Source organism: Planctomycetota bacterium, from assembly GCA_039182125.1.
Taxonomy (GTDB): Bacteria; Planctomycetota; Phycisphaerae; order Tepidisphaerales; family Tepidisphaeraceae; genus JBCDCH01.
On the sequence record JBCDCH010000005.1, the window covers coordinates 40,367 to 65,245 of the forward strand.

The window sequence follows — 24,879 nt, forward strand, 5'->3', positions numbered from 1 at the left end:
TTCGGATTTCGCCATTTATTCGTCATTGACCAGAGTTTCCCCGACCACATGCACATCCCCCGCGCCCATGGTGACGCACAGGTCGCCGGGCTGGAGCGTTTCGCGGAGGTAGGCGTCGCAGTCGTCGAAGCCGCCGATGTGACGGGCGGGCTGGCCGGTCTTGCGGATCTCCTCGGCGAGCAGGGCGCTGCCGACGAACTTGTCCTCCGGGTCGTCGCGGACGCTGTACACGTCGGGCAGCACGACCTCGTCGGAGTCGCCGAAGCAACGGGCGAAGTCGGCCAGCAGTTGGCGGGTCCGGCTGTGCTGGTGCGGCTGGAAGACGCAGATCAGTCGGCGTGGACGGTAGCGTTGGCGCAGGGCATCGAGCGTGACGGCGATCTCGGTGGGGTGGTGGCCGTAGTCGTCGACGACGTCGGCTTCATTGAAACGCCCGAGGTGCGTCATGCGTCGGTCGGCCCCGCGGAAGGTGCCCACGTGCTCGGCGGCGACCCGTGGCTCCATCCCGCAAGCCACCGCCGCCGAGATCGCCATCACCGCGTTGTACAGGTTGTGCTTGCCCGGCACCGAGAGCCGCAGGCCGCAGGCGATCTCGCCGCCTTGGAGAATGTCCGCCTTCCAACAGCCGGCGTCGACGGTCGCGTTGACCCACGACCAGTCGGCGTCGTCCGCTTCACCGACCCATGTCACCGTCCGACCGCCAAGCGCGTCGCGGCTGTGGGCATCGTCGGCGTTGGCGATGACGTGTCCGCCGTCGTCCGGTGTCAGGTCGGCGAACGCGCGGAACGCGGTCTTGATGTTGTCGAGGTTCCCGTAGCAGTCGAGGTGGTCGGCTTCGACGTTGGTGATGACCGCGACGGCCGGCCGCAGGTGCAGGAACGATCGGTCGTACTCACACGCCTCGGCGACGAAGTGGGCGCCATGCCCGGACCGCGAGCCGCCGCCGAGTTGCGGCACCGTCGCACCGACGACGAACGACGGATCGACCCCGCCGGCGAGCAGGGCGTGGGCGAGCATGCCGGTGGTGGTGGTCTTGCCGTGGGTCCCCGCGACGCCGACGCCGAACCGCTCGGCCATGACTTCGCCGAGCAACTCGGCGTACTTCGTGTGCGGCTTGTCGAGACGCTCCGCCGTGGCGATCTCGGCGTTGTCATCCTTCACCGCGGCGGTGCGGACGACCAGGTCTGTCTGCCCGTTGATGAGTGTGCCGTCTTGGTCACGGCTGACAGTCGCCCCGGCAGCGGCGAGGGCGAAGGTGCGCGGGTTGAGCGACGGATCGGTGCCGGAGACGATCGCGCCACAGTCGAGCAGGATCTGGGCCAGCCCGGCCATGCCGCAGCCGCCGATGCCGGCGAAGTGAACGCGCTTGCCCGTGAACTTGCTACGCGGCGCCGGGGCGTCGATGGACCGATAAACAACGGGCTGGCGGGTCGTGGTGGCAGGCAACGCGGGCATGTTAGCAATTCATCGGCATCTCGCAGGTGCGGGCTGTTGGGGAAACAGCCGACGTCGATCGCCGCTTCCCGTAGGGCAGGCACCGCCTGCCACTGCGAGCGGCTTCGCGGTGGCAGGCAGTGCCTGCCCTACGCGGAATGTTCATCCGCGAGCCCGCGGAGCTTGCGGATGTCCGGGAACAACTCGGCCCAGATCGCGACGACGACGATCGTGCCCACGCCGCCGCTGACGACGCTGATGACGGGGGTGAACAAGGCGGCGACGGCGCCGCTCTCGAAGCCGCCCAGTTCATTGGACGAGCCGATGAACACCGCGCTGACCGCCGAGACCCGACCGCGCATCGCATCGGGCGTGGCCAATTGGATGAGCGTGTGGCGGACCACGACGCTGACGTTGTCGAACACACCGGTGAGGAAGAGCATCGCCAGCGATAGCCAAAAGTTGGTCGAAAGGCCGAAGGCGACCGTGGCCAGTCCGAAGCCGACGATGCAGACGAGCATCGTCACCCCGGCCCGGCGCATGGGCGGCAGATATGCCAGCGTGAGCGCGGTGCAGAGGGCCCCGGCTGCCGGGGCCGACCAGAGCAGGCCGAGCCCGATCTCACCAACACCGAGAATGTCCTCCGCGAAGATGGGCAGCAGATACACCGTCCCGCCAAGCAGCACCGCGAAGAAGTCCAGCGAGATCGTCCCCAGCAGAATCTTCCGCCGCCAGACGAACGACAATCCCTCCACCAAATCACCAAACACGCCGGCCATCCCCTTGGGCGTCGTGCTGGGCGGCGGCTTTGTGTCCACGCGCAGACGCAACAGCAGCACGATGAACAGCAGGCTCGACCCGGCCGCGATGAAGTACGTCGCCGGCACGCTCCACGCCAGAACGAACCCGCCCAGCGCAGGCCCGAGCAGTGCCGATAGCTGCCCGCTGCTGCTGCGCCACTTCACCGCGTTCTCGAATGTTTCCCTCGGCACGATCATTGGCAGCAGCGCCGTGCGCGCCGGCCACGCCGTCCGCAGAAATACCGCGTCCATGAACAGGATGAAGTACATCCACCCGATCGGCCCCTCGAAGTACGAGAGCAGCCCAAGTCCGATCGACGTGAGCGTCGCGCCGCCCAGACCGAAGAGCATGATCAGCCGTCGGTCGATCCGATCCGCCAACACTCCCGCCGGGAGCGTCAGCAGCAGCATCGGCAGCGCCTGCAACAGTCCGACCCACGCCAGGCTCATGGCACTGCCAGTGCGTTGGTAGAGTTCGAAGCCGATGGCCAGACCCTGACCCGCAGTGCCGATGCTCACCAACGTCGTGCCGGCCAGGTAATCGCGATATGCTGGGATGGCGAAGGCGGCGTAGGGCGATGGCTTTGGCGGGGGCTTTGGCGGGGGCTTGGGCGGAACGCTCACGTGCCGCGACCCTAGCACGGTCGCTCTACGATCGGGCATGGGACTCTTCGATGGCACCGCACTGGAACGCCCGGTCACCTGCGAACGCTGCGGCAAGGTGATGGCCGACTGCCCGTGCCCCCGCGACGCTGCCGGCGAGGTGAAGACGCCCAAGGATCAACAAGCCCGCGTCCTGCGTGAGAAACGTCGCGGCAAGTGGACCACCGTCGTCACCGGTCTCGACCCCGTCGCGACCGACCTGCCCGGCCTGCTCAAGACCTTCAAGACCCAACTCGGCACCGGCGGCACGACCAGACCCGACGGCTTCGAACTCCAAGGCGACGTCCGCGACAAGCTCGTCGAAACTCTCAAAGCGGCCGGCTATCCGGCGAAACCGGCGGGGGGTTAGACGATCGGGTCCACCCCGAAGTCGGTGACGGTTTCGAAGTTGTTGATGCTCGGTCGATTCAGTCGCGCATCGTCGCCGGCGAAGAGCGAGTCGGTGTCGCCGCCGCCGGAGATGCTGAAGGCGCCAGTGAAGCGCGTGTCGCTGAAGGTGACTTCGTCATTGCCTTGGCCGGCGTCGATGGTGCCGTTGGCATAGCGACCGGTGATGAAGTCGATGTCGTCATCGCCGGACGACGCGAAGAGACTCAGCGTTCCGGTGACAGCGGTGTTCGTCAACGAGAACAGGTCGCCGTCACCGCTGCCGTTGATGTCGAGGTCGCCGAAGCGGGCGTTATTGGTGCGTAGTTCGTTGGCACCTAGCGGCAAGAGGATGTCGCTGGTTGTTTCAAAGACGTAATCGCGCAGCGTGATGTCGTCATCGCCGTCGCCGAGGTTGGCGTCGATGCCGGTGACGCGGGCGGCGCGGAAGATCAGCTCGAACCCGCTGCCGTTGAGCAGCGTGCGTTCGCCGTCGGCGTCGATGCCTTGCACGACGAACAGGTCGGCGATCAGCGGGTTGGCCGTCGCGTCGACTTGTGCATCGCCGACGTCGGCACCGGTTAGGTCCGCCGACGCGAGGCTCAGGTCCAGCAGCGTCTGCGCGAACTCCGGCGAGACGAGTAGGTCGACGTTCGCGATCTGTAGCGAGCCGGTCGCGGCGGTGACGGACGGGTTGGCGATGTCGAAGAGGATGCCGAGCCCGCCGACGGTGTCGGCGATGAAGAAGCCCGACGCACTGCCGCCGACGCGGTCGGCGTCGAAGCCGATGGCGAAGTCGCCGACGGTGATGGCGTCGGCGTTGAACGAGACGGTGCCGGTGTGACGGATCTCGCCGCCACGCAGGTCGAAGCCGGAGTTGAGCCCGTAGCGCAGGCTCGTGGGTTCTTCGATGTTGAAGCCGACGCCGAAGCCGCCGGCGGGGGTCGCGGTGCCGTTGGTGCTCGAGACGGTCAGGCCGGCCGCGGTGCTCAGCGTGGCGGTGTCGAGGGTGACGGAGGTGGCACCCCCGACGACCCGGCTCGAACCGGCGGCGGTGTTCTCACCGAACGCCGTGAGCGTGTTGCCCTCGGCGTCGCCGTCCAACGCGATCTCGGTGAACGACCCGCCGGCTGCGGTTTCGATGGCGACGGTGACATCACCGGCAAGCAGGCGGCGGTTTTCGAGCAACTCCATGGGGCACGTCGGGTTCATGCCCACAGGGTCGCTGGCGTCATGCCAAACCTTGCACAAAATCTCACGCCGATGGCTCGGTCATTGCTCGCAGCACGTGTGCCACGCGCTCGGCGGCGTCGGGTTTGGCCAGGGTCTTGGCGGCGGTGGCCATCTGACTGCGTCGGCTCGCGTCGTAGAGCAAGCCCTTGAGCGTCGGGATCAACTGGTCGGCGTTTCGCGTGCGGTCCTTCTGGTCGTCGAGCAACACCGCCGCCCCGGCGTCGGCGAGGACTTTCGCGTTGCTCGTCTGGTGCTTGTCCTTGTGGAACGGATACGGCATCAGCACCGACGGCACCCCGAGCGTGGTGAGCTCGGCGAGGCTGCTCGCGCCGCTGCGGCTGATCGCCAGGTCCGCCACGCTCCACACGTCGGCCATGCCCGGCGTGAAGTCGACCACCCGCACCGGCACGTCGGCGTCGCCGAGGATCGTGCGATACTCGGCGCGAACTTTCTCGGCGTGGTCCTTGCCCGCGAGGTGCAGCACCTGCCAGCCCTGCAGAAGCGAGCCTTCCTGTCGCAGACGCAGGAGCGTTTCAAGCACGGCGTCGTTGACGGTCGCGGCACCTTGGCTTGCACCGGTGATGACGAGCGTTTGCAAGCGTGACTCGAGGCCGAGGCGTTGGAGGGCGGCCTTGCGTTCGACCGGCTCGCGCAGGTCGCGCCGTACCGGGCAGCCGGTCGTGGTGAGCTTGGGCTTTTGCGATTCCTCGACGTGGTCGGCAGTCGCGTCGAACTGGCAGCAGACGCTGCGGACAAACTTCATCAGGAAGCGGTTGGCCTTGCCGGGGACGACGTCGGGGTTGAGGATCGCGCCGGGGATGCCGGACTTGCTCGCGAGTTTGACCGCCACGCCGGCCGCGTAACCGCCCAGGCCCAGCACCGCTGCCGGGGCCTGCTCGGTGATGACGTTCTGCACGATCTCCTGCGTCGCCCGCCAGTTCCGCCAGAACTTGAGCAGCCCGCCGGCACTGCGGACCGGTGGGACGATCGGCTGGCGGATGTACTCGAAGCCGGTCGGGCCGAGGATCGTCTGGTCGATCTCGCGCTCGGTGCAGAGAAACAACGGCCGCACCGACGGGATCGCCTTGACCAATGCCTCGGCGACCGAGATGCCTGGGTACAGGTGTCCGCCGCTGCCGCCGCCGGCGAAGAGGATGGTCGGGTTGGCGGCGATCGCTTGGTTCATGCGGCTTGGGTCATGCGGGCAGTGGTGTCGGCTCCGAGCCGGGCCGGGATTGTATGCGAGTTTCGCCGGCGGGGAGCGTGGCCCGCATGATCCCCAACATCAACCCGCAAAGCAGCAACCCGCTACCACCGGCGCTGACCAGCGGCAGGGAAATGCCCTTGGTCGGCATGGAAACGGTCGCGACCGCAAGGTTCATCGTCGCCTGCAGTCCGACGGTGAGGCCGACGCCCAGCGCCAGCAGTCGCGGCCCGGCGGGGGTCTCGTCGTTGTGTACGCTTTTCCAGCAGACGCCGACGATGCCGAGAAACAGCAGCACGACCACGGCCGCGCCGAAGAAGCCGGTCTCCTCGCAGAGGGTGGCGTAGATGAAGTCGGTGGTGTCCTCGGGCAGGTAGCCGAGCTTTTGCACGCCGCGCCCGAGGCCGGTGCCGGTGAAGCCGCCGTGGGCGAAGGAGGCCAGGGCCTGGACCATGTGGTAGCCCTTGCCCTCGGCGTCGGCCCAGGGATCGAGGAAGCTGGTGAGTCGGGCGACGCGGTAGGGCTGGTCGATGACGAAGAACGCGCCCATCGCTGCGGCCGGGAGTGTGCAGAGGCCGAGGTGCCAGAGCTTCGCCCCCGCAACGAGCAGGATGCAGCCGGCGACCGCCGCGATGAGCACCGCCGTGCCGAGGTCCTGGATCGCCACGAGTCCGCAAACGACCGCCACCGGCAGGCACGCCCCGGCGAACGAGCCGATCGACTTCAACGCATCCTCCCGCGTACACCACCACGCCAGCAGCAACGGCGTCGCCCATTTCGCCAACTCCGACGCCTGCACCTGGACCGGCCCCAGCGGGAGCCAGCGCCGCGCGCCGTTGACGCTGATGCCGATACCTGGGATCAACACCGCCACGCATCCCACGGCGGCCACGAGGAACGCAACCACCGCGAGCTTGCCGATGAGCTTCGACGGTTCGAGGCGGGTGCCGACCCAGTAAAACAGCAACGCTGCCGCCGCGAGGAGGGCGTGGCGAATGCCCGTGGGCGTCCAGCGGAACGGGTCGTCCGCGTCGGCCGAGGCGACATTGCTCGCGGCCGATTCCACGGCGATCACCCCCACGCACAACAGCCCGATCACGCAGAGCGTGAGGACGTGGCGTGCGCGCAGTTGTTCCACGATCTCCGGCAAGATGACAGGAGCATCGGCCCGTCGCCGCAGGTCGCTGCACATTTCTCATCAGCCGCGTCGCTCCGCGACGCTGGAGTCTCGCAAGGGAGTGCGTCCAGCGTTGCAGGAGCAACGCGGCTTGGTGCCTGTCACGACGTCACCCGCGACAGGCACCGCCGCATCCGTTAAGCTCCCGCCGAGGAGTTTTCATGTCCGCGATTCTGCTTGCTTTGTCGTTACTCGGTTCGGCACCCGCCACGCGGCCGGCGGTCGATCGGCCCGACGTGGTACGTCCGATGGACCCGTGGGTCTTCCGCTGCGTCCTCGATGGCGAGCCAAGGCGATTGGTGGTCGCGCTTTCGGACCAATGCTTCATGAGCTACGACCTGGATCGCTGCGTGCTCGACAAGATGTGGGTCCCGGCCGAGGATGGCGGCGTCGAATTGACCGGTACCGTCTACGACCATCGCCATGGCCCACAACCGAGCAGCCGCGGAACGATCGTGTACGAGGTTGGCGACACGGACCGCTGGACGCTTTTCCGCGACGGTGAGCCCACCGAGCTTGCGCTGCGTTACGTCGGACACCGCGACGTTCGCCTCGGCGTTCAGTTGCACTTCGAGGCCGAAGTCGATGGCAAGCGGCTCGAGATCGTCGAGTACATCGCGGACATCCGCGCCGTCCACCGACGGAGCATCGGCGTAACGGCCCCGGAAGTGCGGGGCACCCTGCGCACACCCTGCGGGCACGAGTTGGTCCTGGAAGCTGACGACGGGCCTACTTGGCTACAACTCGGCCGTTGGATGGGCGAAACACTTTTCAATCGTGAGCCCGAAGCCGAGGGATGAGTCTGCAAATCCCCGAGTGCGGATCGCGACTCGGATCCGAGGATTCGCGGACTCATCCTTCGGCTTCAAACCCCCAACCCACACACCATGAACTTCCTCCTCCAAACGTGTCTTGCTGTTCAACTCGCGTCGGTGCCGCAGGTTTTGCCTTCGGAGGATGTGGAGCTTGAGCAGGGCGTTTCGCTTCGGGTGTACGACGTGAGTCGTGAGCTGCCGTTGATGCCGACGCTGGTCGAGGGGCAGACGCCGAACGTAAGCAAGCGGGTCGATGGGCTGACGCTGATCGATGGCGCATACGAACTCGACGACCTGTTCCTCGCGACCGCCGACACCTGGCTCAAGGTCGACGAGGCCGGCACCTACGAGTTCGTCGTCGAGGCCGACGATGGCGTCATCCTCGAGATCAACGACGTCGTCGTCGCCCAGGGCAACACCAGCTACCCGCACGTTCTGCAGACCGGCTTGAAATTGGAAGAGGGTTTTCACAAGCTGCGCGTCACGCTTTGGGAGGCCAAGGGTCAGGCGATCATGCGCGTCGGCTGGCGGAAGATGAACGACGAGGCGTTTGAGACGATTCCGACGGACTTGCTCTTCACAGAGGCCGACCAGGTCCGCCCGACCTCGCCGGGGCCCAAGAACGTCATCCTGCCCGACGGGGTCGACGCGAAGTTGATGACCGCCGGCAACGGCCGACCGCTCAATGGCGTTCACCCCTATCTCGAACTGACCAACCTCCGTCCTGACGGCTTCGAGCCAAAGGTCGGCGGCATGACGTTCATCGACGGCCAACTCGCCGTCTGCACATGGGACCGTGTCGGCGGCGTCTACCTCGTCGGCGGCGATGAGGTGACGAAGATCGCCGAAGGTCTCGCCGAGCCGCTGGGCATGTTCCACATTGACGGCCGGACGTTCGTGCTGCAGAAGCAGGAGCTGACCGAGCTGATCGACGAGGACGGCGACGGCGTGACCGACTTCTACAAGGCCGCCGTCACCGGCTGGCCGACGTCGGCCAACTTCCACGAGTTCGCGTTCGGCCTCGAAGGCCGCATGACCGACGACGGCCCCCGGCTCTACGGCGCGCTCGCTGTCGCGATCGACCCCGGCGGTCGCACGACCGTGCCGCAGGTGCCGGGTCGGGGCGTCGTCATCGAGATGGACCCCGATGCCGGTACGTACGAAGTCCTCGCCCAAGGCGTCCGCACGCCCAACGGCGTCGGCTTCGGCGTCGATGGCGAACTGTTCGTGCTCGACAACCAGGGCGACTGGTTGCCCGAGTCGAAGATGAGTCACGTTCCGCTCGACGGCGAGCCACGGTTTCTCGGTTCGCACATGACGCCGGATCATCCGTGGGCGGACCTGGTGCCGCCGGACCCGGTGGTCTGGCTGCCCCAGGGCGAGATCGGCAACTCACCCACGCAGCCGACGCTGCTGCCGGACAACTGGGGTCCTTACGCCGGCGACATGGTCCACGGCGACGTCACCCACGGCGGCGTCAAGCGCGTCTTTGTCGAGGAAGTCAACGGCCAATACCAGGGCGCGGTCTTCCGCTTTACCCAAGGCATGGAGGCCGGTGTCAACCGGCTGCTCGTCGGCCCCAACGGCGATCTGTTCGTCGGCATGATCGGCTCGACCGGCAACTGGGGCGATGGCTCCGGGCAGTTCCACGGGCTCCAGAAACTCACGCCCGGACAGACGCTGCCGTTCGAGATGGCCGAAGTGGCCGCGACGGAAACGGGCTTCACGATTACGCTGACCAAGCCCGCCGCCGAGGCGTTCGATGCCGAGCACTTCGCCGTCGTCGACTACCGCTACGACCCGACCAGCCAGTACGGCGGCCCGAAGAAGGACGTGCGCGATCTGTCGGTGTCCGGTGTCAATTGGAACGATGACCGGACGCGCGTGACGCTCGACATTCCCGACCTGCAGCCGGGCCGTGTGGTGCATCTCGTGCTCGTCGACATGGCCGATGTCGAGGGCAACCTGCCGTGGACGACCGAGGCGTGGTACACGCTCAACCAGGTCCCCGGCCAGACCCGGGCACCCAAGCAAGTCATGATGCCCAAACTCACCGAAGCCGAGATTGCCGACGGATGGAAGCTGCTGTTCAACGGCCGCGACACGGCCGGCTGGCACAACGTGAACTCGGAAGACATCTCCGGCGCATGGGCCGCGACCGAGGCGGGCGAGCTGCATCTGCAATGGGCCGGCGGCGGGGACATCGTCACCGATGAGACGTACGGTGACTTCGAACTCTCGCTCGAATGGAAGATCAGCGAGGGCGGCAACAGCGGCATTTTCTACCGCGGCGTCGAGACACCCGGCGAGCCGATCTTCACCACCGCCCTGGAGATGCAGGTCCTCGACGACCAGCGCCACGGCGACGCGAAGAACGGCCGCGACCGGTGGGCCGGGGCGCTCTACGCGCTCTACGCCGTGCCCGATCCGTCGCCGGCCAATCCCGCGGGGCAGTGGAACCACGCCATCGTGCGCCTGAAAGACAATCAGCTCACCCACATCCTCAACGGCGCGGTGATCCTCGAAACCGAGCTCTGGGGCGAGGACTTCACGCAGCGCGTCGCCGAGAGCAAGTTCGCCAGCATGCCCGGCTTCGCCAAAGCCGACCGCGGCGTCATCGGCCTGCAAGACCACGGCGATCTGGTCTGGTACCGCAACGTGAAGATCCGCGAGCTGGATTGATGACGCACGCGAGGGTCGTTCTCTCCAAGTAGCCGGGCGACTACGTCGCCCTGGCCGCGACTATTTACCTGGCGCAATCAGGCAACTTCAGCCCGTCCCGTACATCCCCGAGGCCAGGGCGATGTAATCGCCCGGCTGCTTGGTGATTCAAAGCATGAGACCGACCGCGCTACGCTCTTCGCGCATGGAGCGATCGGTCGGTGTCAACTTCTCACTTCGCGGCGCGATCGCCGACGGCTTGCACGCGGGGCGTGCGAACCTGCGGCCGGGGTTGCTGCTCTGGTGCTTCGCGTTGGCGATCGCGCTGGGCTACTACTTCGTGTCTCCGGTGCATGACGGGCTTGAGCGTGTTGCCGATCTCAAGCGGCAGTACGGTTTCGTCTTCAGCGGCATCAGCACCGCCGTGCTCGCGGCAGTGGTGCCGCTGCTTCTCGGACGGGCGTTCGGCATTCTGCGGCTGCCCGACGCGTGGGGTTGGTTCGTGCTCGTCACCTTCTGGGCGTACCGCGGGATGGAGGTAGACGGCTTCTATCAGTTGCAGGCGTGGGTCTTCGGCGACACCAACGCGGCTCCGGTCGTGGCGACGAAGATTGCCGTCGATCAGTTCGGCTACTCCGTGTTTTGGGCCGTGCCGACGATGGTGCTGGCGTACCGCATTCGCGACCGGCAGGCATGGCCGCGCCCTGGGCAGTGGCGTCAGTGGTACCTCGATGAGGTGCTGCCCAAGACCATCGCCAACTGGATGATCTGGGTTCCCGCGCTGGCCGCGATCTACGCGCTGCCGTCGGCGTTGCAGCTACCGATGTCGAACATCGTGAACTGCCTGTGGGTGCTCATTTTCAGCTTCATGACCGCGCGGACCGACACGGACCCGCGCGGCGAGCCGGTCGAGCACGCCGGTGCCGATCAGACCCGGTCGTAGATGATCGTGAAGGTGTGGACCATCTCGCCGCCGGGCACCATCGCCTCGTACATCTTGAAGACGTGGCGGTCGTCGCTCTCGACGATGAGCTCCTGCTTGTACGGTTTCATCTTGCCGGTCATCGGGTCGGCGTACTTGCCCTCGAAGGTGAAGGTCTTGCCGTCCTCGCTGACGGTGCCGTAGGCGATGGCCATTCCGCTGGACATGGAGTCGACCCAGACGGACTGGTACTTGCCGGTGACGTTGTCGTAGCCGGTCATGCTCATGCCGGTGAACGCCATGCCCATCATGTTGCCGGCGTAGGTCTGCTGCACGAATCGGCCGTCCATCACCCATGCGCTGCTGGCAGTGCCCTTGCTTTCCATCGGCTCCTGCCCGGGCATCTGCATGATCGAGGTCGTCTCCCACTCGCCGACGAACGGGCTGAGCATCTCGTGTTTCTCGCCGGGCATGCCGGCTTCGATGTACGCCTCCATCATCGCCATCTCCTCCGGCGACATTTGGGGCATTTCTTCCATCGCGTCGGCGGGCTTGGTGGCCGGTTCGAGCGTGAGCAGGGCGGTGAGCAGGAGTGTCGTGAGCATGGGTGTTGCCTTTCGTATGGAGAAGTCTCCATCGTCGCCGATCACCGTGGGATTGGCAAGACTTTCACGAGTTCGCCGGCCGCGTGGGGCGGGTCCTGTTCGGGCCGAACCAGCAGCGCGTCGGCCTGGGCGAGGGTGAACACGTCCGCACTGCCGCGCCACGCCAGCGGGTGTACCCCCGCCTCGTCGAGCCTGCACGGCTGGTAGAACTCGCGCGGCCCGTTCGCCTTCTCCAACGGCGCCGCCAGCGGCATCGGCAACAGCGGCATCTCCTTGCTCGGATCGCCGCCGCCAAGCCGAATCAGTAATCGCGATGCAAGTCGCAGCGTGCAAACAAACGCCGACACCGGATTCCCGGGCAAGCCGAACGCGTACCTGGGCCGACCGGTGTTCGACTTCTCCGCCGGAAGCACCGCAAACACGAATGGCTTACCCGGCCGGATACGCAGCTTGTTGATGCGAAACTCAAAGCCGAAGCTCTTCAGCAGGCTCGGGATGTGATCATGCCGGCTCATGCTCATGCCGCCGGTGAGCACCAACGCGTCGCCGCCGATCGCTTTGCGTTGCAAGGCTCGTTCGATCTCGCGATAGAGAATCTCGCGGACATCGGGCAGAGTGTGCCGGTAGCGAACTGTGACGCAGCCCATGGCGGCGAGCAGGCGTCGGACCGGCTCACCGATGGAGTTGCGGGTCTGGTAACGCCCGGGTGTCTGACCGTCGTGCACGACTTCGGTGCCCGTGCAAAGGACGAGCACGCGGGGCTTCCGAAAGACGGCAGCTTCGTGGGCCACGGCAGTTGCGGCGGTCGCGGTTCCCCCGGTCAGCCGTGAGCCGGTCGGTAGGATTGTCGCCCCGGCAGGGCGGTCCGAACCTTCAGGCGCGATTGCGTCACCGGCGTTGACATCACCTTGGACCGTCACGCGGTCCAGGCCGATCCACTCGCCCGGGGCGATGCCTGGACGGTGGTGGACCTTGCAACGTTCGATCGGCACGATCGCGTCGGTGCCCGGCGGCAAGGGTGCGCCCGTCGCGATGCGAATCGCGTCGCCGGGTTGCCAGCCGGTGACGAGTGTGCCCGCTGACGCATCGCCGACGACTTCGAACTCGCGTCGGTCGCCGTCGACCTCCGACGCTTTGATCGCGAACCCATCCATCAGCGCCTTGTCATACGGCGGGTAGGGTCGATCGGTCCGAAGTGGCTCGGCAAGGCGCCCGGTCTGCGACAAGCCGGCGGAGCGACGTTCCAAGCGCGTCTCCACCGGCTCCCCGTCCAGCACCGCGATCGCCTCGGTCACGCTCATCTCCGGCAGCGGAATGTTATCGGTCATGGCCGGGAGCGTAGCAGACCGCCAACGTCCTCTAATCGACCGGTGGCCAATCGCGGGCGCGGCTTCAGCGACGTGACCTGACGACCGATGAAACTGTTAACCGAGGCTCAGGGGCTGACGTTGTTACTCCCATTCGAATCCCATGACCCACTTCTATGTTGTCGATGACGACGCGGCGATCCGCCGACTGACGGCCGCGTTTCTCGAGCGGGCCGGCCATAACGTGCGGACGTTCGCCGACGCCGCCGCTTTCAAAGTCGCGTTCGACGCCGACGGCAAGCCCGACGATTGCGTGCTGCTCGACCTCGATCTGCCCGGTGAAGGCGGGCAGGAGATCCAAGATTGGCTCGCCGACCGTGCCGAGCCGCCGAAGGTTTTCGTGATCACCGGCGAGGTCGATGTGCCAACGGCCGTGACGTTGATGCGCCGCGGTGCCAAGGATCTGCTGATCAAGCCGTTCACCGAACGGGAACTGCTGGACCGAATCTCCGACGCGATTACGCGCCACGACACCCGGGTCGAAGCCACACCCGAGCAGAAACAAGCCATCGGCCAACTGACTCCCCGGGAACGCGAGGTGTTCGAGCTCGTCGCGGCGGGTGATGCGAACAAACAGGTCGCGTTCAAGCTCGGTATCAGCCAGCGGACCGTCGAGGTGCATCGCGGCCGGGTCATGCAAAAGCTCAACGCCGATAGCCTGGCCGATCTGGTGGTGTTGGCCATCGCGACCGGTACCCGCCAAGCCGTCTGAGGCACCCATTCGATTTCTCACGGCAGCCGGGCGATTCGATCGCCCGGCTGTTTCGACTGTCCGCTGATGGCATTGGGTGTATCCGCGTAGGGGAATGCGCTTACGCACGAGACACAGTGGGGCAAGTCCCATCTGGTCGGTGCGGTCGCTGAATCTGACTTCTTGCTCGTCACCAAGACACGAGCAAGCACGATGCAGATCAACACCGCCGCCGCGACATTTCCGACCACCTACGCTGCTCCCGCCACACCGACCGCCGGCATCGACGCTCTCCGGCAAAAGGCCGATGCGTTTCACAAAGCCGAAGCGAACCTCACCGCAGTGTTGACCGGTCGCGGCACCCGGCGGGCGACATACAGCCTCGAGCGTGACCTGCTCGCCCGCCACACCAGCCAACATGCGGCCGGTATCGCGAAGGCGTCCCGCAACCTTGATGTGGCGGCGGCGGCCGATGCGGCGGTCCGATCCGCCGATGACGCGCTGATCACCATGCGAACCGCCGTTGAACGCCTCGCCGGTGGTCTGTCCCAGAACGATGCCGACAACGCCCGTGCCCAGATCAACGCCGCCATGAATGAGCTTACCAAGAGCAGTGCGGCGGAGTTCGCCGGCAAACGCCTTTTCACCGGCAAGCCCATCGCCAGTGTGGTTGGCGAGGATGTGGAAGCATCCATGCCGGAACCGACGCAGCCCAACACCGGCACGGGTCTCACCGTGTCCTACTACGAAGGGTTGAACTTCGAGAAGCTCATCTCCACCGGCGTCGACGCGACCGTGCATCACGCGTGGCGCAGCGCGGAGGTCGGCGACAGCGGCCTGAAAGACAACGTGAGTGTCCGGTGGGAGGGCGAAGTCGAAGCGCTCGAAGCCGGCGACTATCAGTTCCGCACGCGGTCCGACGACGGGATTCGTGTCTGGGTTGATGACGAACTCGTGATCGACAACTGGACCAACCACGGCGCGACCTACGACGTGTCGGAGAGCATCGCGTTCGAGGAGAACGAGCGCAAGAGCATTCGCGTGGAGTACTTCGAAAATCGCGGCTCGGCGATCATGCAATTGCAGTGGGGACAAAACAGCCGATTCCGGGCGATCAACACGGGCCAGCTTTACGAAGTCGAAAAGGAAATCGAGCCCGGATCGGTCGGCGTCGCGTCCAATCACCTCGAACACGCCCGTGACGATTTCAACGCCGGCCCGTCAATCGCGGGCGGGCGGCACACGTTCTACGCCGGCGGTCTTGAAGCCGGGGATTTGGGCGTCGGCGATCAGCGTCTGACCGACCTCGACACGCTGCTCGACAACGGTCGTTACGAGGAAGCGCTCGGCGTGATCGACGCCAGCCGGGAACAGGTCCGCCTGCAGCAGGTCGCCGTTGATGCGTTTGCCCGTGGTGCGCGTGCGACGATGGGCGTTTCGGAAAAGGCGTTGCTCCGCTCGGAGCGTGCGGCGACACGGATGAACGACATTTCCGCAGCGCTGACCGAGTCCGAGAACGCGCGGGCGGCGTTGATCGATCAGGCCCGCTCCCAGGCTAACCGACTTGCCGAGACATTCGCCGCGACCCGTCCGGGCACGCTCGTCGGCACCGCACTCTCGGTCCGGGTCTGAGCCGACGGGTGTTTTCAACATTGACCAAATCGGTCTCGTTGCGTTGTGATACCGAAATGCCCGAAGCCGAGAACGCATTTGCTTGCATCTGCAAAGCGCTGGCGGAGCCCATGCGGTTTGGGCTGCTCAGCCGCATCGCACAGGCCGACGCCGATGGCGGCGAGGTGGGCTGCAAGACGCTCGTCGCCGAGTTTCCCGTGTCGCAGGCGACGATCTCGCACCACCTGAAAGAGTTGCAACGGGCCGGGCTGATCGAGTCGCGGATGGACGGAGCGTGCCTGTTCCTCAGACCTAATGCCGAGAAGCTCGAAGCGTTCTGCGACGAACTCCGCGAACGGTTGGCGCTCAACAGCGTTCGGGCTTGATCGGTCACTCGAGGTAGGTGTACCCCTCGAGTCCGTCGGTGAAGAACTTCAGGAACGCACGGCTTTCCTCGACCGAGAGTTTGCCCGCCCGCAGGGCCGTCTCGGTGGTCTTGCGCATCGCTCGCACCATCTGCTTCGGTTCGTACTGGACATACCGCAGTACGTCTTCGCAGCTCTCGCCTTCGATGACTTCGTCGATCTCGTAGCCAGCGGGGGAGGTGTCGGTGAGCTTGACGTGGACGACGTTGGTGTCGCCAAAGAGGTTGTGCAGGTCGCCGAGAATCTCCTGGTACGCACCGACCATGCACGCGGCGAGGTAATAGGGTTCGTCTGGGCGCAGCGGGTGAAGTTCGAGCGTGCGCTTGGGTCCGGAGCCGCCGCCGCGGGGGCGGATGAACTGGTCGATCTTCCCGTCGGAGTCGCAGGTGATGTCGGCCAGGATCCCGTGGCCGGTCGGACGCTCGTCGAGGCGATGGATCGGCAGGATCGGGAACACCTGATCGATCGCCCAACTGTCGGGCATCGACTGGAAGATGCTCAGGTTGCAGAAGTACGTCGTGCTGAGCATCGACTCCAGGTCGGCGAACTCGTCGGGAACGTGATCAAGTTTCCGCACCTCGGCCAACACGCGGGTCGCGACGGCGAAGAAGAGTTTTTCGCCCGTTGCACGTAGCTCCAACGAGCAGTAGCCGAGCCGGTACAGGTCTTCCATTTGCGACCGCGCGAGCAGGGCGTCGTGCCAGCACTCGGCGAACGGCCGGGTATCGAGCTCGGCCAACGCGTCGAAGAGGTTGCGCACGGGTGTGGGGATGTCCTTGCGTTGTCCGTTGTTGGGTTGGCGGGGGACGTCGAACTTGTCGAAGCCGGACCAGCCGATCGCGTCGAAGACGAGCGTCGCGCCATACGCAACGACCGCCCGTCCCGACTCGGAGATGATGTGCGGGTGGGGCACGTCGGCGTCGTCGCAGATCTGGCGGATGCCGAAGACGACGTCGTTGGCATACTCCTGCAAGTCGTAGTTGATGCTGCCGACGTGCGGGCTGGCGGCTCCGTCGTAGTCGACACCGAGCCCGCCGCCGATGTCGATGTAGCGCAGCTTCGCCCCGAGCTTGTGCAACTCGACGTAGGTGCGCGCCAACTCGGTGATCGCGTCGCGGACGGCGTTGATCTCGTGAATCTGGCTGCCGACGTGGACATGCAGCATCGCCAGCGCGTCGCCCATGTCATGTTCGCGGAGCAGGGCGAGGGCGTCGAGAAGTTCCGAGACGAACAGACCGAACTTGCTACGGACGCCGCCGGACTGTTCCCACCGGCCGGCACCCTTGCTGCTGAGCTTCACGCGTAGCCCGATGTCGGGCATAACGCCGTGGCGCTTGGCCGAGTGGATCAGGGCTTCGAGCTCGCTGAACTTTTCGACGACGGGGATGATCTTGCGGCCGATTTTGCGGGCCAGCACGACCGCCTCGATGAACTCGTCGTCCTTGAACCCGTTGCAGATGATCGGCGTGTCGTTGTCCTCGACGAGCGAGAGCACGGCGAGCAGTTCCGGCTTGCTGCCGGCTTCCAGGCCGAAGCCGTGCGGTTTGCCGAACGCGTACACCTCCTCGACGATCTGCCTGGATTGGTTGACCTTGATCGGGAAGACGCAGCGATACTCGCCTTGGTAGTTGAAGTCCGCGCGGGCCTTGGCGAAGACGTCGGTGAGATGGCCGATGCGGTGTTCGAGCAGGTCGGGGAATCGCACGAGCACCGGCGTCGCGATGCCCCGTTGCGTGAGTTCGTCGACCAAGGCACGCATGTCGATCGACGCGCTTGGCTGTTGCGTCGGATGGGCACACAGATGTCCGTCGTCGGACACCGAAAAGTAGCCCTTGCCCCATTGGTTCACGCCGTACAACGCGCTCGATTGCTCCGCGGTCCACTCGCTCATCACGGCACGATAGTCCCGGTGGGGCGGGGGCCGACGGGCTGCTGTTGGGTCAGGCAGTGGATGGCGCCGAGCCCCCAGATGATCTCGCGGCAGTCGACGCCGACAACGTTCCGATCGGGCATCAACTCGCGCAGAATGCCAAGGCAACGGTCGTCGCTTGGTCCGCCGAAGGTGGGCACGAGCAGCCCTCCGTTGACGAAGTAGAAGTTGACGTGCGTCGCCGGGACGCGTTGGCCCTCGATCTCCAGGTGGTCGGGCATGGGAAACTCGACGACGTTGCCGCAAAAAGCTCGGGCTTGTTCGACGGCGGAAGCGGTGGCGGCATGGTTGGGATCAGCAGTGTCCTGCTCGACACCGATGACGATGGTGTCCTCGGCGATGTAGCGGGCCAGATCGTCGACGTGGCCGTCGGTGTCGTCGCCCTCGATGCCGCCGGTGAGCCAGTGAACGTGCTGCTGGCCGTAGTAATCGAGCAGGTGTTGTTCGACTTTCGCGCGCGGCATGTCGCCGTTGCGGTTGGGGTTGAGCAGGCAGTCGGTGGTGGTCAGGATCGAGCCGGCCCCGTCGAAGTCGACCGCGCCGCCTTCCATGACGATCGGTGCTTCAAAGCGTCGCAGGCCGAGCGTCTCGGCGATTTGCTTCGGCACGCCGGCGTCGCGGTCCCACGGGGCGTACTTTCCGCCCCAGGCGTTGAACTTCCAGTCCACCACGGCGATCTCGGTGTCGTTCACGACGAAGGCCGGCCCGTGGTCGCGACACCACGGCTCGTCGGTCGCGATCGGGAACAACTCCGCGAAGTCGCCGATGTGACGCCCGGCCTCCGTCATGTCATCCGGCCCGACGTTCACCCGCAGCGGTTCGAACTCCGCGACGGAACGGGCGATACGCGCCCAGTTTTCCAGGCAGCTTTGGTATCGGTCGGGGAAGCTGATGCCGCCGGGGCGCGGGTAGCTCATCCACGTCGCGGCGTGCGGTGCCCATTCGGCGGGGAAGGAAAAGCCAAGCTCGCGCGGGGTCATCGGCTCACGGTAGCGCGTCGCGCGGGTAGATCACGTATCCGACGCCGCCGGCGTTTTCGAACCATGCGGTGCGTAGTTCGTCGGCGTTGTAGATCGCTCCGGCACCGTCATCGGCGCTCGCCCCGTCGTTGACGATGATGTTGCCACCCTCGGTGATGCCGCGAACGACGATGAGGTGTCCGTCGGTTTCGTCCATGACAAAGCTTTGGCATTGGCCCGGTTCGAAGTTGATCGACGCGACGATGGGTCGGCCGGCGTGAAGGTGCGGCTCGACCTGCGCCCATTGCGAAAAACGTTCGAGGTGCCCGGCCAGCCCAAGTTCGGCGGCCCGTTGAACGGCACGGTTCCAGTTGCCGAAGAGGTTGTGTTCCACGTCGTAAATGGCCAGCGCATTCTCGACGAGTGTCGGCTCGATGCCGTGGAAAGCGGCGACCATCGTGACGCTGGTCGGTGAGCAGATCTCGCCGCCGATGCGATCGCCGGCCGTCCGCTGGGCGATGAACGGGACATCGAGATTGATGGGGCTGGTTGGCCGGTCCGGCGGCTCGTTCCGGTCGGCCGGACCGCGTGAGGCGAAGTGCAGTGTCTCGAGCGTCGGCCCCGGTCCTTCGACGTCGAAGCCGAAGAAATCGACGCGGACCTGAGCCGCGATCGCGGGTCGGTCCAGTTCGAGGATGTCAACCGCCACCGCCCCGTGCTCGAACCGTTCGCCGTGCTCGGGCAATGGCACTCGACCCCAGTAGCCGTAGTCGAGCCATGGCGACACACGTTTGGTGTAATCATCCCAGGTGCGTGCATAAACGCGTATCCCGGTGTTCGGGGGACAGCTCGCGTTCCAACTCGGGAGCAGCTCGAAGAAATGCCCGATCGGCATCCTCTCGCTGACCCACCGACCTCTCCGCGGATAACCGGTCGCCGATGCTTCGGAGAGCGTGAGTGTGCCGTCGGACAATGAGACATCGTCCCGCTTGCCGAGGGTAAGGTCGATAGTCCACATCTCGTCCGTGGACGGCACGCCGACCGATCGTGGCAGCGGTTGGCGGGCGGCCAGAAATTGCACCACGACCCAGCCAATCACGATGGCCAAGGCCAGAACAAATGCAGCGCGGGAGTACCACACGATCGTGAGAACAACGGGATCAACTCGGCCAGTTCAGCCAAATAGCGAGCGCGATCAGGACCGGTGCAAAGATCATCGCGAGGATGACCTTCTTCCTCTTCTCCGGTTCCATGTCGGCGAGGAATCCGCCGCCACCGCCACCCTTCTTGCCTTTCTTTTTGTCCGGCTCGTGGTGGCATCGGATGCAGATGTAGCCCTTGCCCTTGGTCGACTTGACCATGTCGACCGGCGGGAAGAACTCACGACACTTAGGACACTGGCTGAGGTGGCCCTTGTTGTCCTCGGGGTGCGGAGCGGCCCCCTTGGCGGCGCGCTTCTTGCGCTCGTCCTCGATGCCGCAGTCGTAGCACCAGTAGTTGCCCTTGCGGTCCTTCATCCGCTTGGCACCTTCGACGGACTTGCCACAGGAAATGCAGCGCTTGGCGAGTGAAGAGGTGGCGGACATGGAAAGCTCCGAAGCGGCTGGGACGCGTCAGGCGGTGTTAGCAGGTGCCCCGCCTTGCAGAACATGGTAGACAAATCCGTGTGACGGGCCACCAGAAACGTCCGCAGAGCATGGTGCAACCATCGAGCGCCACCACAATGGGGTCGGGTGTGTCGACTGCGGGACGTCCTTCAATCGTCGGCAAGCAGGATGTCCCGCAGTTCCGGCATGAGCCGACCTTGGTCGACGGCGTCGTCGAGGACTGCCTTTAGTTTCTTGAGTTCGAGGAACTCCACCGTCCCGTCGTTCATCAGCACATTGGCTCCCTTGCCGCTGTGGTTGGAGATCGGTTCGGTGGCGAGCAGCAGGCCGGCTGATTCTTTGTTTGTGAGTCCGCGGCCGAGATACACGTAGTTCGTGTTCACACCGAACAACAGCGGTTCGCCCACGGAAGGATCGAGGTTGTCGCCGTGGTCATGAGGGCAAGTGAAAACGTATCCGTTAAGCACCCGCCGATCGAAGATCGTCTGGAGGTCGGGCGGGAGCTGGCCGTGGTCTTCGGCGTAGAGGATGGCTTCAACCGCGAGTTGGCGGAGATTGGAAGCGCACTTCACGCGCTGGGCCGACGGGCGGGCCTTGCCCATGCTTGGTGCTAGGACAACGAACATTGCCAAGCTGGCCAACCCGATGCTCCCCAAGATAATCGGCCAGCGATACCCGCGATCTACGAGTCGGCGCCGAGGATGTATCGTCAGCAAGTCGAATACGCCAAGCACGATGGCGATCGGTGCGGTCAGGAGCGCGAGCACCGCCCAAGTCCAACCATCAGTAGCCGCTGCGGCCCACAAGCAACTTGGCATCGATGCGATACCCAGTGTCACTGCCACGGGCCGCCAGCGTTGCGGCCAACGGTTTTTGAAGATGCGATCCCTCGGCGTTTCGTAGTCGATCGGGTCGGCCATGAGGACTCCTCACTTCCCGAGGATGTGGTCGGCGTCCTGTCGGGCGAGGATGCCGTTGGCGACGAGTCGGTCCAATAGCGGCGCGAGGTCGGCCGGGGGGACGGCGTCGACGTGGCCATCGGCTTAAAGGATGTTGTGCCGCGATTCGCCGCCGAACGTGTGGGGTGTGATCTCGAACGCCATCGGAACGGTGGGATCGCCGGTGTTGGTCAGTCCGGCGCCGAGATACGCATAGTCGAGGGTGATGCCGAGTTGGAGCATGGCTGGCCCGGTGGGAGGGGTGGTTCTGGCGTTGGGCCCGGGGCAGGTGAAGTCGTTGGGGCGAAGGTCCTGCGTCGCGAGGACGGTCGCGAGGACGGGCGGAAACTGGCCGTCGTTGTCATTTGCGTACAGCATGAGGCCGAGGCCGATCATGCGGAGGTTGGCTGCACAGCGAACCTGACGACGTGGCTCGGGGCCCGTACTCAGTGCGGGCATCAGCAAAATACCCAAGCAGCCGACCAGCACCACACCGACGATCGTCACCCACACTAGCCGCGGCATCTTCCCCATTGGTCTGCGGCGTAGAGGTCTGGCGTAGTCGAGCGTCATGTGGTTGGCACTCTTGCGCGAATCGCATGTTGCATGCTCTTCACTTCCCCAGAATCTGGTTCGCTTGTTCCTGAGTGATCTCGCCGTTGTTGAGCAGCTCGTTCACTTCGGCGGCGAAGGCGGGAAGGGGTTCGAAGCTGACGTGTCCGTCGGCGTAGAGGATGTTGCCGCCTTCGTCGCCGTGGTTGGCCGGGAGTGCGAAGAGAATGGGCCGGGATGGGGGTGCGTTCCACGTTTGGCCGTCACCGACCCAGACGTAGCTAACGTCGACGCCGAGGGTGAGCGGCGTGCCGGCCGGGGCGGTCGAGGCGACGGCGGTGCCCGACGGGCTGACGAACACCTGCGAGGCGATGACTTGGGTGAGAAGGATCGTCTCGAGGTCGGGCGGGAAAGCGCCGTCGGGGTCCTCGTTGGCGTAAAGGATGGCCGCCAGGCCGATCTGGCGCATGTTGGAAGCACATCTCACGCGGTTGGCGGTTTCTCTCGCCCTGTAAAGCGAGGGGAGCATGATCGATGCCAGCAGCAGTGTGGGGACGATGAGCCCGAAGATGCCAGTGAAGAGGCCGGCGACCGCGAAGCCGCGGCCGGGTCGTTTGCCCTCGCTGGTTTGCTTGAACCCGATGATGCTCAGCACGATGGCGGCGATGGCCGTGATGAGAGGGATGACGCACCCGACCGGGATCGAGCAGATCCCCACGATCATGGACGCCAGCGCGATCCCGCTTGACTTGGGTTCAACGCTCGGCGTGGCGTACGGCACGGGTTGCGGCTGAGACATTCATGGCAACGTAATCAAGCCCGGTCGGATTACGAAACTTCTCACCCCGGCGTGTGGCGAGGCGCATCGGCCATAAGGTGAAGCATGTCACGCGTGCGCAGGTTCGTTCGGACGTCGGTGCTGGGTGGGTTGGTGGTGTTGCTGCCGGTCGGCGTGTTGTTGATCGTGTTCAACTGGGTGTACGGGTCGCTACGGGATTTGCTCAAACCGGTGACGGATCAGGTCGCCAGGCAGATTCGTGAGTCGCTGCCGACGTCGATTTATTCCTGGGCTGTCGATTTCGCTGCTTTTCTCATCGTGCTGAGCGTGATGGTGGCGATCTGCTTCCTCACGGGCGTGTTGCTCAAGACCGCGCTCGGCCGCTGGTTCCACAATCGCATCGAGGAGTACGTGCTCAAACTCGCGCCGGGGTACAACCTGGTGAAAGAGACGGTGCTGCAGTTCTTCGGCGATAAGCCCAGCCCGTTCAAGACCGTGGCCTTCGTTCGCATCTTCGGCAACGACACGCCGACGATGGTCACCGCGTTCGTCACCGAGCGTCACAGCAATGGCTGGTTCACGGTCTTTGTCCCGACAGGCCCGAACCCGACGAGCGGGCAGATTTTTCACGTCCCCGGCGAGTGCGTGGCGATTCTCGACGAGAAGGTCGAGGACGTCATGCGCAGCGTTATCTCCTGCGGTGCCGGCAGTGACAAACTGATGTTCAGCTACGACCGCCGGTCGGCTCCTGCGGCGGCATCGGATTGACTTGCCGGCTCGTCGATGCCGTCGGGCGTTCGGGCTTCGCGTCGGCGTTGCTCATTCTCGGCGGCTTGGTTTTCCTGTGCTTCGCGGTCGCGTTTCTCGGCGATGGCGTCGGCTTGGGCGAGTGCGCCACCGATACCGGCCTTGCGTCTGTCGAGATCTTCGAGGGATCGGCTCGTTGCGTAGAGGATGAGTTGGTCGCCAGCATGGATGACGAAGTCGCCGCCGGGCGTGCCGGTGTAGCTGCCGCCGCGTTCGACGCCGAGCACGAGCACCCCCTCGGCGGTGAGGCATAGATCGGCCAGGGTTTGGTCGGCGAGCCAATCGCCTTCTTCAACGTACAACTCGCCGAGTCCGTATTCGCCCGCGATGTGCAGGACGTTGGCATAGTCTCGCACATCGAGGCTGGTGTAGCGCTTGAGCGCGACGGTGATCCAGCGCTGGAGAATTCGGTCGACGACGTCGGAGAGGGTGAGTGCGGCGAGCAGCCCCAGGCCGCCAGCGAGGATTCCGTAGCGCACGTACCACGGGAACGCCGACCCGGACTGGGCGAACCCGGCGACGACCGCGCCGGCGGTCGTGATGATGCCGGCGTTGCCGAGGAACATGAGCGAGAGGATGATGCGGCGTCGGACGGGGTGGTTGACGAGTTTTTCCGATTCTGCGGTGGTGAAGCCGCACCCGGTAAACGCCGATCTAGCTTGAAAGCGCGCCAGCGACCGGGAGATCCCCGTGAGCGTGAGCGCGACGGTCGCCACCCGCACGGTGAGCAGGCTGAAGGCCAGCACGATGAGCAGCGTGATGATCGGGAAGAGGGACATGAGTGGGTCCAAGCGTACAGACGTCCGGCGATGTCACGGCAATGGGTATGACCCGGGGTATGACCGGGTGTCTTGATTCGCGTCGTGACGCTCTTGATTGCACCACTTCCGCTTTCCCGTCCATCTGTTACATTCGCGCCAGCCGCTTCCGGCTTTCGCACCGGTTCACATCATGCAGATCACACTCCTTGGTATCGAGAAGAACGGCGTCGTCAAAGTCGCCACGCAGGGCAACATCACCGCTGCCGAGATCAACTCGGCCGGGCCCAACCCCCTCCAAACCACGCTCGGGCCGACCTGGTCGACCATGAAGGTGCTGATGAATATGGAGGGCACCAGCTACATCGACTCCTCGGCCATCGGGTGGCTGATCGGCACCAGCAAGGAGCTCAAGACCGCCGGCGGCATGCTGATTCTCTACGGCGTGCAGCCGGGGGTGAAGCAGGTGCTCGACCTGCTCAAGGTCGGCCGGGTCGTGCCCATCGTCGATGACGAGTCCGCGGCCATCGAGCTGACGCAGACCGACGAACTCTGAGCGAATCCCGAAACCACGCC

General features: G+C 65.2%; 24 protein-coding genes. 9 read left to right on the forward strand and 15 right to left on the reverse strand.

What is annotated here, in order from left to right; all coding sequences use genetic code 11:
* Positions 1-15 precede the first annotated feature (15 nt).
* Positions 16-1,446: a UDP-N-acetylmuramate--L-alanine ligase gene (gene murC / locus AAGD32_02210; GenBank protein ID MEM8873048.1), complete on the reverse strand. Its 1,431-nt coding sequence runs from the start codon at positions 1,444-1,446 to the stop codon at positions 16-18.
* 137 nt (positions 1,447-1,583) lie between these two features.
* On the reverse strand, positions 1,584-2,858 hold the full coding sequence (locus tag AAGD32_02215) for an MFS transporter (GenBank protein ID MEM8873049.1): 1,275 nt from the start codon (positions 2,856-2,858) through the stop codon (positions 1,584-1,586).
* A 37-nt stretch (positions 2,859-2,895) separates the two neighbouring features.
* Here AAGD32_02215 and AAGD32_02220 point away from each other — a divergent pair, with 37 nt between their 5' ends.
* Positions 2,896-3,246 (forward strand): translation initiation factor, encoded by a 351-nt coding sequence (locus AAGD32_02220; GenBank protein MEM8873050.1) that lies wholly within the window; start codon positions 2,896-2,898, stop codon positions 3,244-3,246.
* Here AAGD32_02220 and AAGD32_02225 read toward each other — a convergent pair.
* From AAGD32_02225 to AAGD32_02235, 3 genes are read right to left on the reverse strand one after another with little or no spacing between them, the layout of a single operon-like run.
* On the reverse strand, positions 3,243-4,475 hold the full coding sequence (locus tag AAGD32_02225; GenBank protein MEM8873051.1) for a hypothetical protein: 1,233 nt from the start codon (positions 4,473-4,475) through the stop codon (positions 3,243-3,245). The two genes, AAGD32_02220 and AAGD32_02225, sit on opposite strands and share 4 nt — an antisense overlap.
* Before the next feature lie 43 nt (positions 4,476-4,518).
* Complete coding sequence (locus AAGD32_02230; protein MEM8873052.1) at positions 4,519-5,682, reverse strand: UDP-N-acetylglucosamine--N-acetylmuramyl-(pentapeptide) pyrophosphoryl-undecaprenol N-acetylglucosamine transferase; 1,164 nt, start codon at positions 5,680-5,682, stop codon at positions 4,519-4,521.
* Between the two features lie 10 nt (positions 5,683-5,692).
* The gene (locus AAGD32_02235; GenBank protein MEM8873053.1) at positions 5,693-6,838 is read right to left on the reverse strand and encodes a putative peptidoglycan glycosyltransferase FtsW; all 1,146 of its coding nucleotides are present in this window, start codon (positions 6,836-6,838) and stop codon (positions 5,693-5,695) included.
* 200 nt (positions 6,839-7,038) lie between these two features.
* On the opposite strand from AAGD32_02235, the gene AAGD32_02240 reads away from it, so the two are divergent.
* The 3 genes from AAGD32_02240 (at position 7,039) to AAGD32_02250 (ending at position 11,296) form a co-directional block, all read left to right on the forward strand.
* The gene (locus AAGD32_02240; GenBank protein MEM8873054.1) at positions 7,039-7,677 is read left to right on the forward strand and encodes a hypothetical protein; all 639 of its coding nucleotides are present in this window, start codon (positions 7,039-7,041) and stop codon (positions 7,675-7,677) included.
* Between the two features lie 87 nt (positions 7,678-7,764).
* On the forward strand, positions 7,765-10,374 hold the full coding sequence (locus AAGD32_02245) for a family 16 glycoside hydrolase (GenBank protein MEM8873055.1): 2,610 nt from the start codon (positions 7,765-7,767) through the stop codon (positions 10,372-10,374).
* Positions 10,375-10,558: 184 nt separating this feature from the next.
* Entirely contained in the window at positions 10,559-11,296 is a 738-nt protein-coding gene (locus tag AAGD32_02250; protein MEM8873056.1) for a hypothetical protein, read from the forward strand.
* On the opposite strand, the gene AAGD32_02255 is transcribed toward AAGD32_02250, so the two are convergent.
* Together AAGD32_02255 and AAGD32_02260 are read right to left on the reverse strand one after the other, a co-directional pair.
* Entirely contained in the window at positions 11,281-11,880 is a 600-nt protein-coding gene (locus tag AAGD32_02255) for a DUF1579 domain-containing protein (protein MEM8873057.1), read from the reverse strand. The genes AAGD32_02250 and AAGD32_02255 overlap by 16 nt on opposite strands.
* 41 nt (positions 11,881-11,921) lie before the next feature.
* Positions 11,922-13,208: a molybdopterin molybdotransferase MoeA gene (locus tag AAGD32_02260; GenBank protein ID MEM8873058.1), complete on the reverse strand. Its 1,287-nt coding sequence runs from the start codon at positions 13,206-13,208 to the stop codon at positions 11,922-11,924.
* Positions 13,209-13,350: 142 nt separating this feature from the next.
* On the opposite strand from AAGD32_02260, the gene AAGD32_02265 reads away from it, so the two are divergent.
* The 3 genes from AAGD32_02265 to AAGD32_02275 all read left to right on the forward strand — a co-directional run bounded on the left by AAGD32_02265 (position 13,351) and on the right by AAGD32_02275 (position 15,935).
* The gene (locus AAGD32_02265) at positions 13,351-13,959 is read left to right on the forward strand and encodes a LuxR C-terminal-related transcriptional regulator (protein MEM8873059.1); all 609 of its coding nucleotides are present in this window, start codon (positions 13,351-13,353) and stop codon (positions 13,957-13,959) included.
* A gap of 162 nt (positions 13,960-14,121) precedes the next feature.
* Entirely contained in the window at positions 14,122-15,570 is a 1,449-nt protein-coding gene (locus AAGD32_02270; GenBank protein ID MEM8873060.1) for a PA14 domain-containing protein, read from the forward strand.
* A 56-nt stretch (positions 15,571-15,626) separates the two neighbouring features.
* The gene (locus AAGD32_02275; GenBank protein MEM8873061.1) at positions 15,627-15,935 is read left to right on the forward strand and encodes a metalloregulator ArsR/SmtB family transcription factor; all 309 of its coding nucleotides are present in this window, start codon (positions 15,627-15,629) and stop codon (positions 15,933-15,935) included.
* 4 nt (positions 15,936-15,939) lie between these two features.
* Here AAGD32_02275 and speA read toward each other — a convergent pair whose 3' ends face one another.
* The 7 genes from speA to AAGD32_02310 form a co-directional block, all read right to left on the reverse strand.
* Entirely contained in the window at positions 15,940-17,865 is a 1,926-nt protein-coding gene (speA, locus tag AAGD32_02280; GenBank protein ID MEM8873062.1) for a biosynthetic arginine decarboxylase, read from the reverse strand.
* Positions 17,865-18,884: an agmatine deiminase family protein gene (locus AAGD32_02285; GenBank protein MEM8873063.1), complete on the reverse strand. Its 1,020-nt coding sequence runs from the start codon at positions 18,882-18,884 to the stop codon at positions 17,865-17,867. Before AAGD32_02285 ends, speA begins: the two co-directional genes overlap by 1 nt.
* Positions 18,885-18,888: 4 nt before the next feature.
* On the reverse strand, positions 18,889-19,899 hold the full coding sequence (locus tag AAGD32_02290) for a C39 family peptidase (GenBank protein MEM8873064.1): 1,011 nt from the start codon (positions 19,897-19,899) through the stop codon (positions 18,889-18,891).
* A 124-nt stretch (positions 19,900-20,023) separates the two neighbouring features.
* A complete protein-coding gene (locus tag AAGD32_02295; protein MEM8873065.1) occupies positions 20,024-20,449 on the reverse strand; it encodes a hypothetical protein in 426 nt (141 codons plus the stop codon).
* 170 nt (positions 20,450-20,619) lie between these two features.
* A complete protein-coding gene (locus AAGD32_02300) occupies positions 20,620-21,072 on the reverse strand; it encodes a hypothetical protein (protein MEM8873066.1) in 453 nt (150 codons plus the stop codon).
* A gap of 441 nt (positions 21,073-21,513) precedes the next feature.
* Positions 21,514-21,933, reverse strand: a complete 420-nt coding sequence (locus AAGD32_02305) for a hypothetical protein (protein ID MEM8873067.1) — start codon at positions 21,931-21,933, stop codon at positions 21,514-21,516.
* A gap of 88 nt (positions 21,934-22,021) precedes the next feature.
* Positions 22,022-22,759 (reverse strand): DUF4190 domain-containing protein, encoded by a 738-nt coding sequence (locus AAGD32_02310; protein MEM8873068.1) that lies wholly within the window; start codon positions 22,757-22,759, stop codon positions 22,022-22,024.
* An 84-nt stretch (positions 22,760-22,843) separates the two neighbouring features.
* On the opposite strand from AAGD32_02310, the gene AAGD32_02315 reads away from it, so the two are divergent.
* Positions 22,844-23,506 carry a DUF502 domain-containing protein gene (locus AAGD32_02315; protein ID MEM8873069.1) on the forward strand — a complete coding sequence of 221 codons (663 nt, stop codon included), beginning with the start codon at positions 22,844-22,846 and terminating at the stop codon, positions 23,504-23,506.
* On the opposite strand, the gene AAGD32_02320 is transcribed toward AAGD32_02315, so the two are convergent.
* Complete coding sequence (locus AAGD32_02320) at positions 23,467-24,324, reverse strand: TrkA C-terminal domain-containing protein (protein MEM8873070.1); 858 nt, start codon at positions 24,322-24,324, stop codon at positions 23,467-23,469. The genes AAGD32_02315 and AAGD32_02320 overlap by 40 nt on opposite strands.
* 172 nt (positions 24,325-24,496) lie before the next feature.
* Here AAGD32_02320 and AAGD32_02325 point away from each other — a divergent pair, with 172 nt between their 5' ends.
* Positions 24,497-24,859: an STAS domain-containing protein gene (locus tag AAGD32_02325; protein MEM8873071.1), complete on the forward strand. Its 363-nt coding sequence runs from the start codon at positions 24,497-24,499 to the stop codon at positions 24,857-24,859.
* The last annotated feature ends 20 nt before the right edge of the window (positions 24,860-24,879 follow it).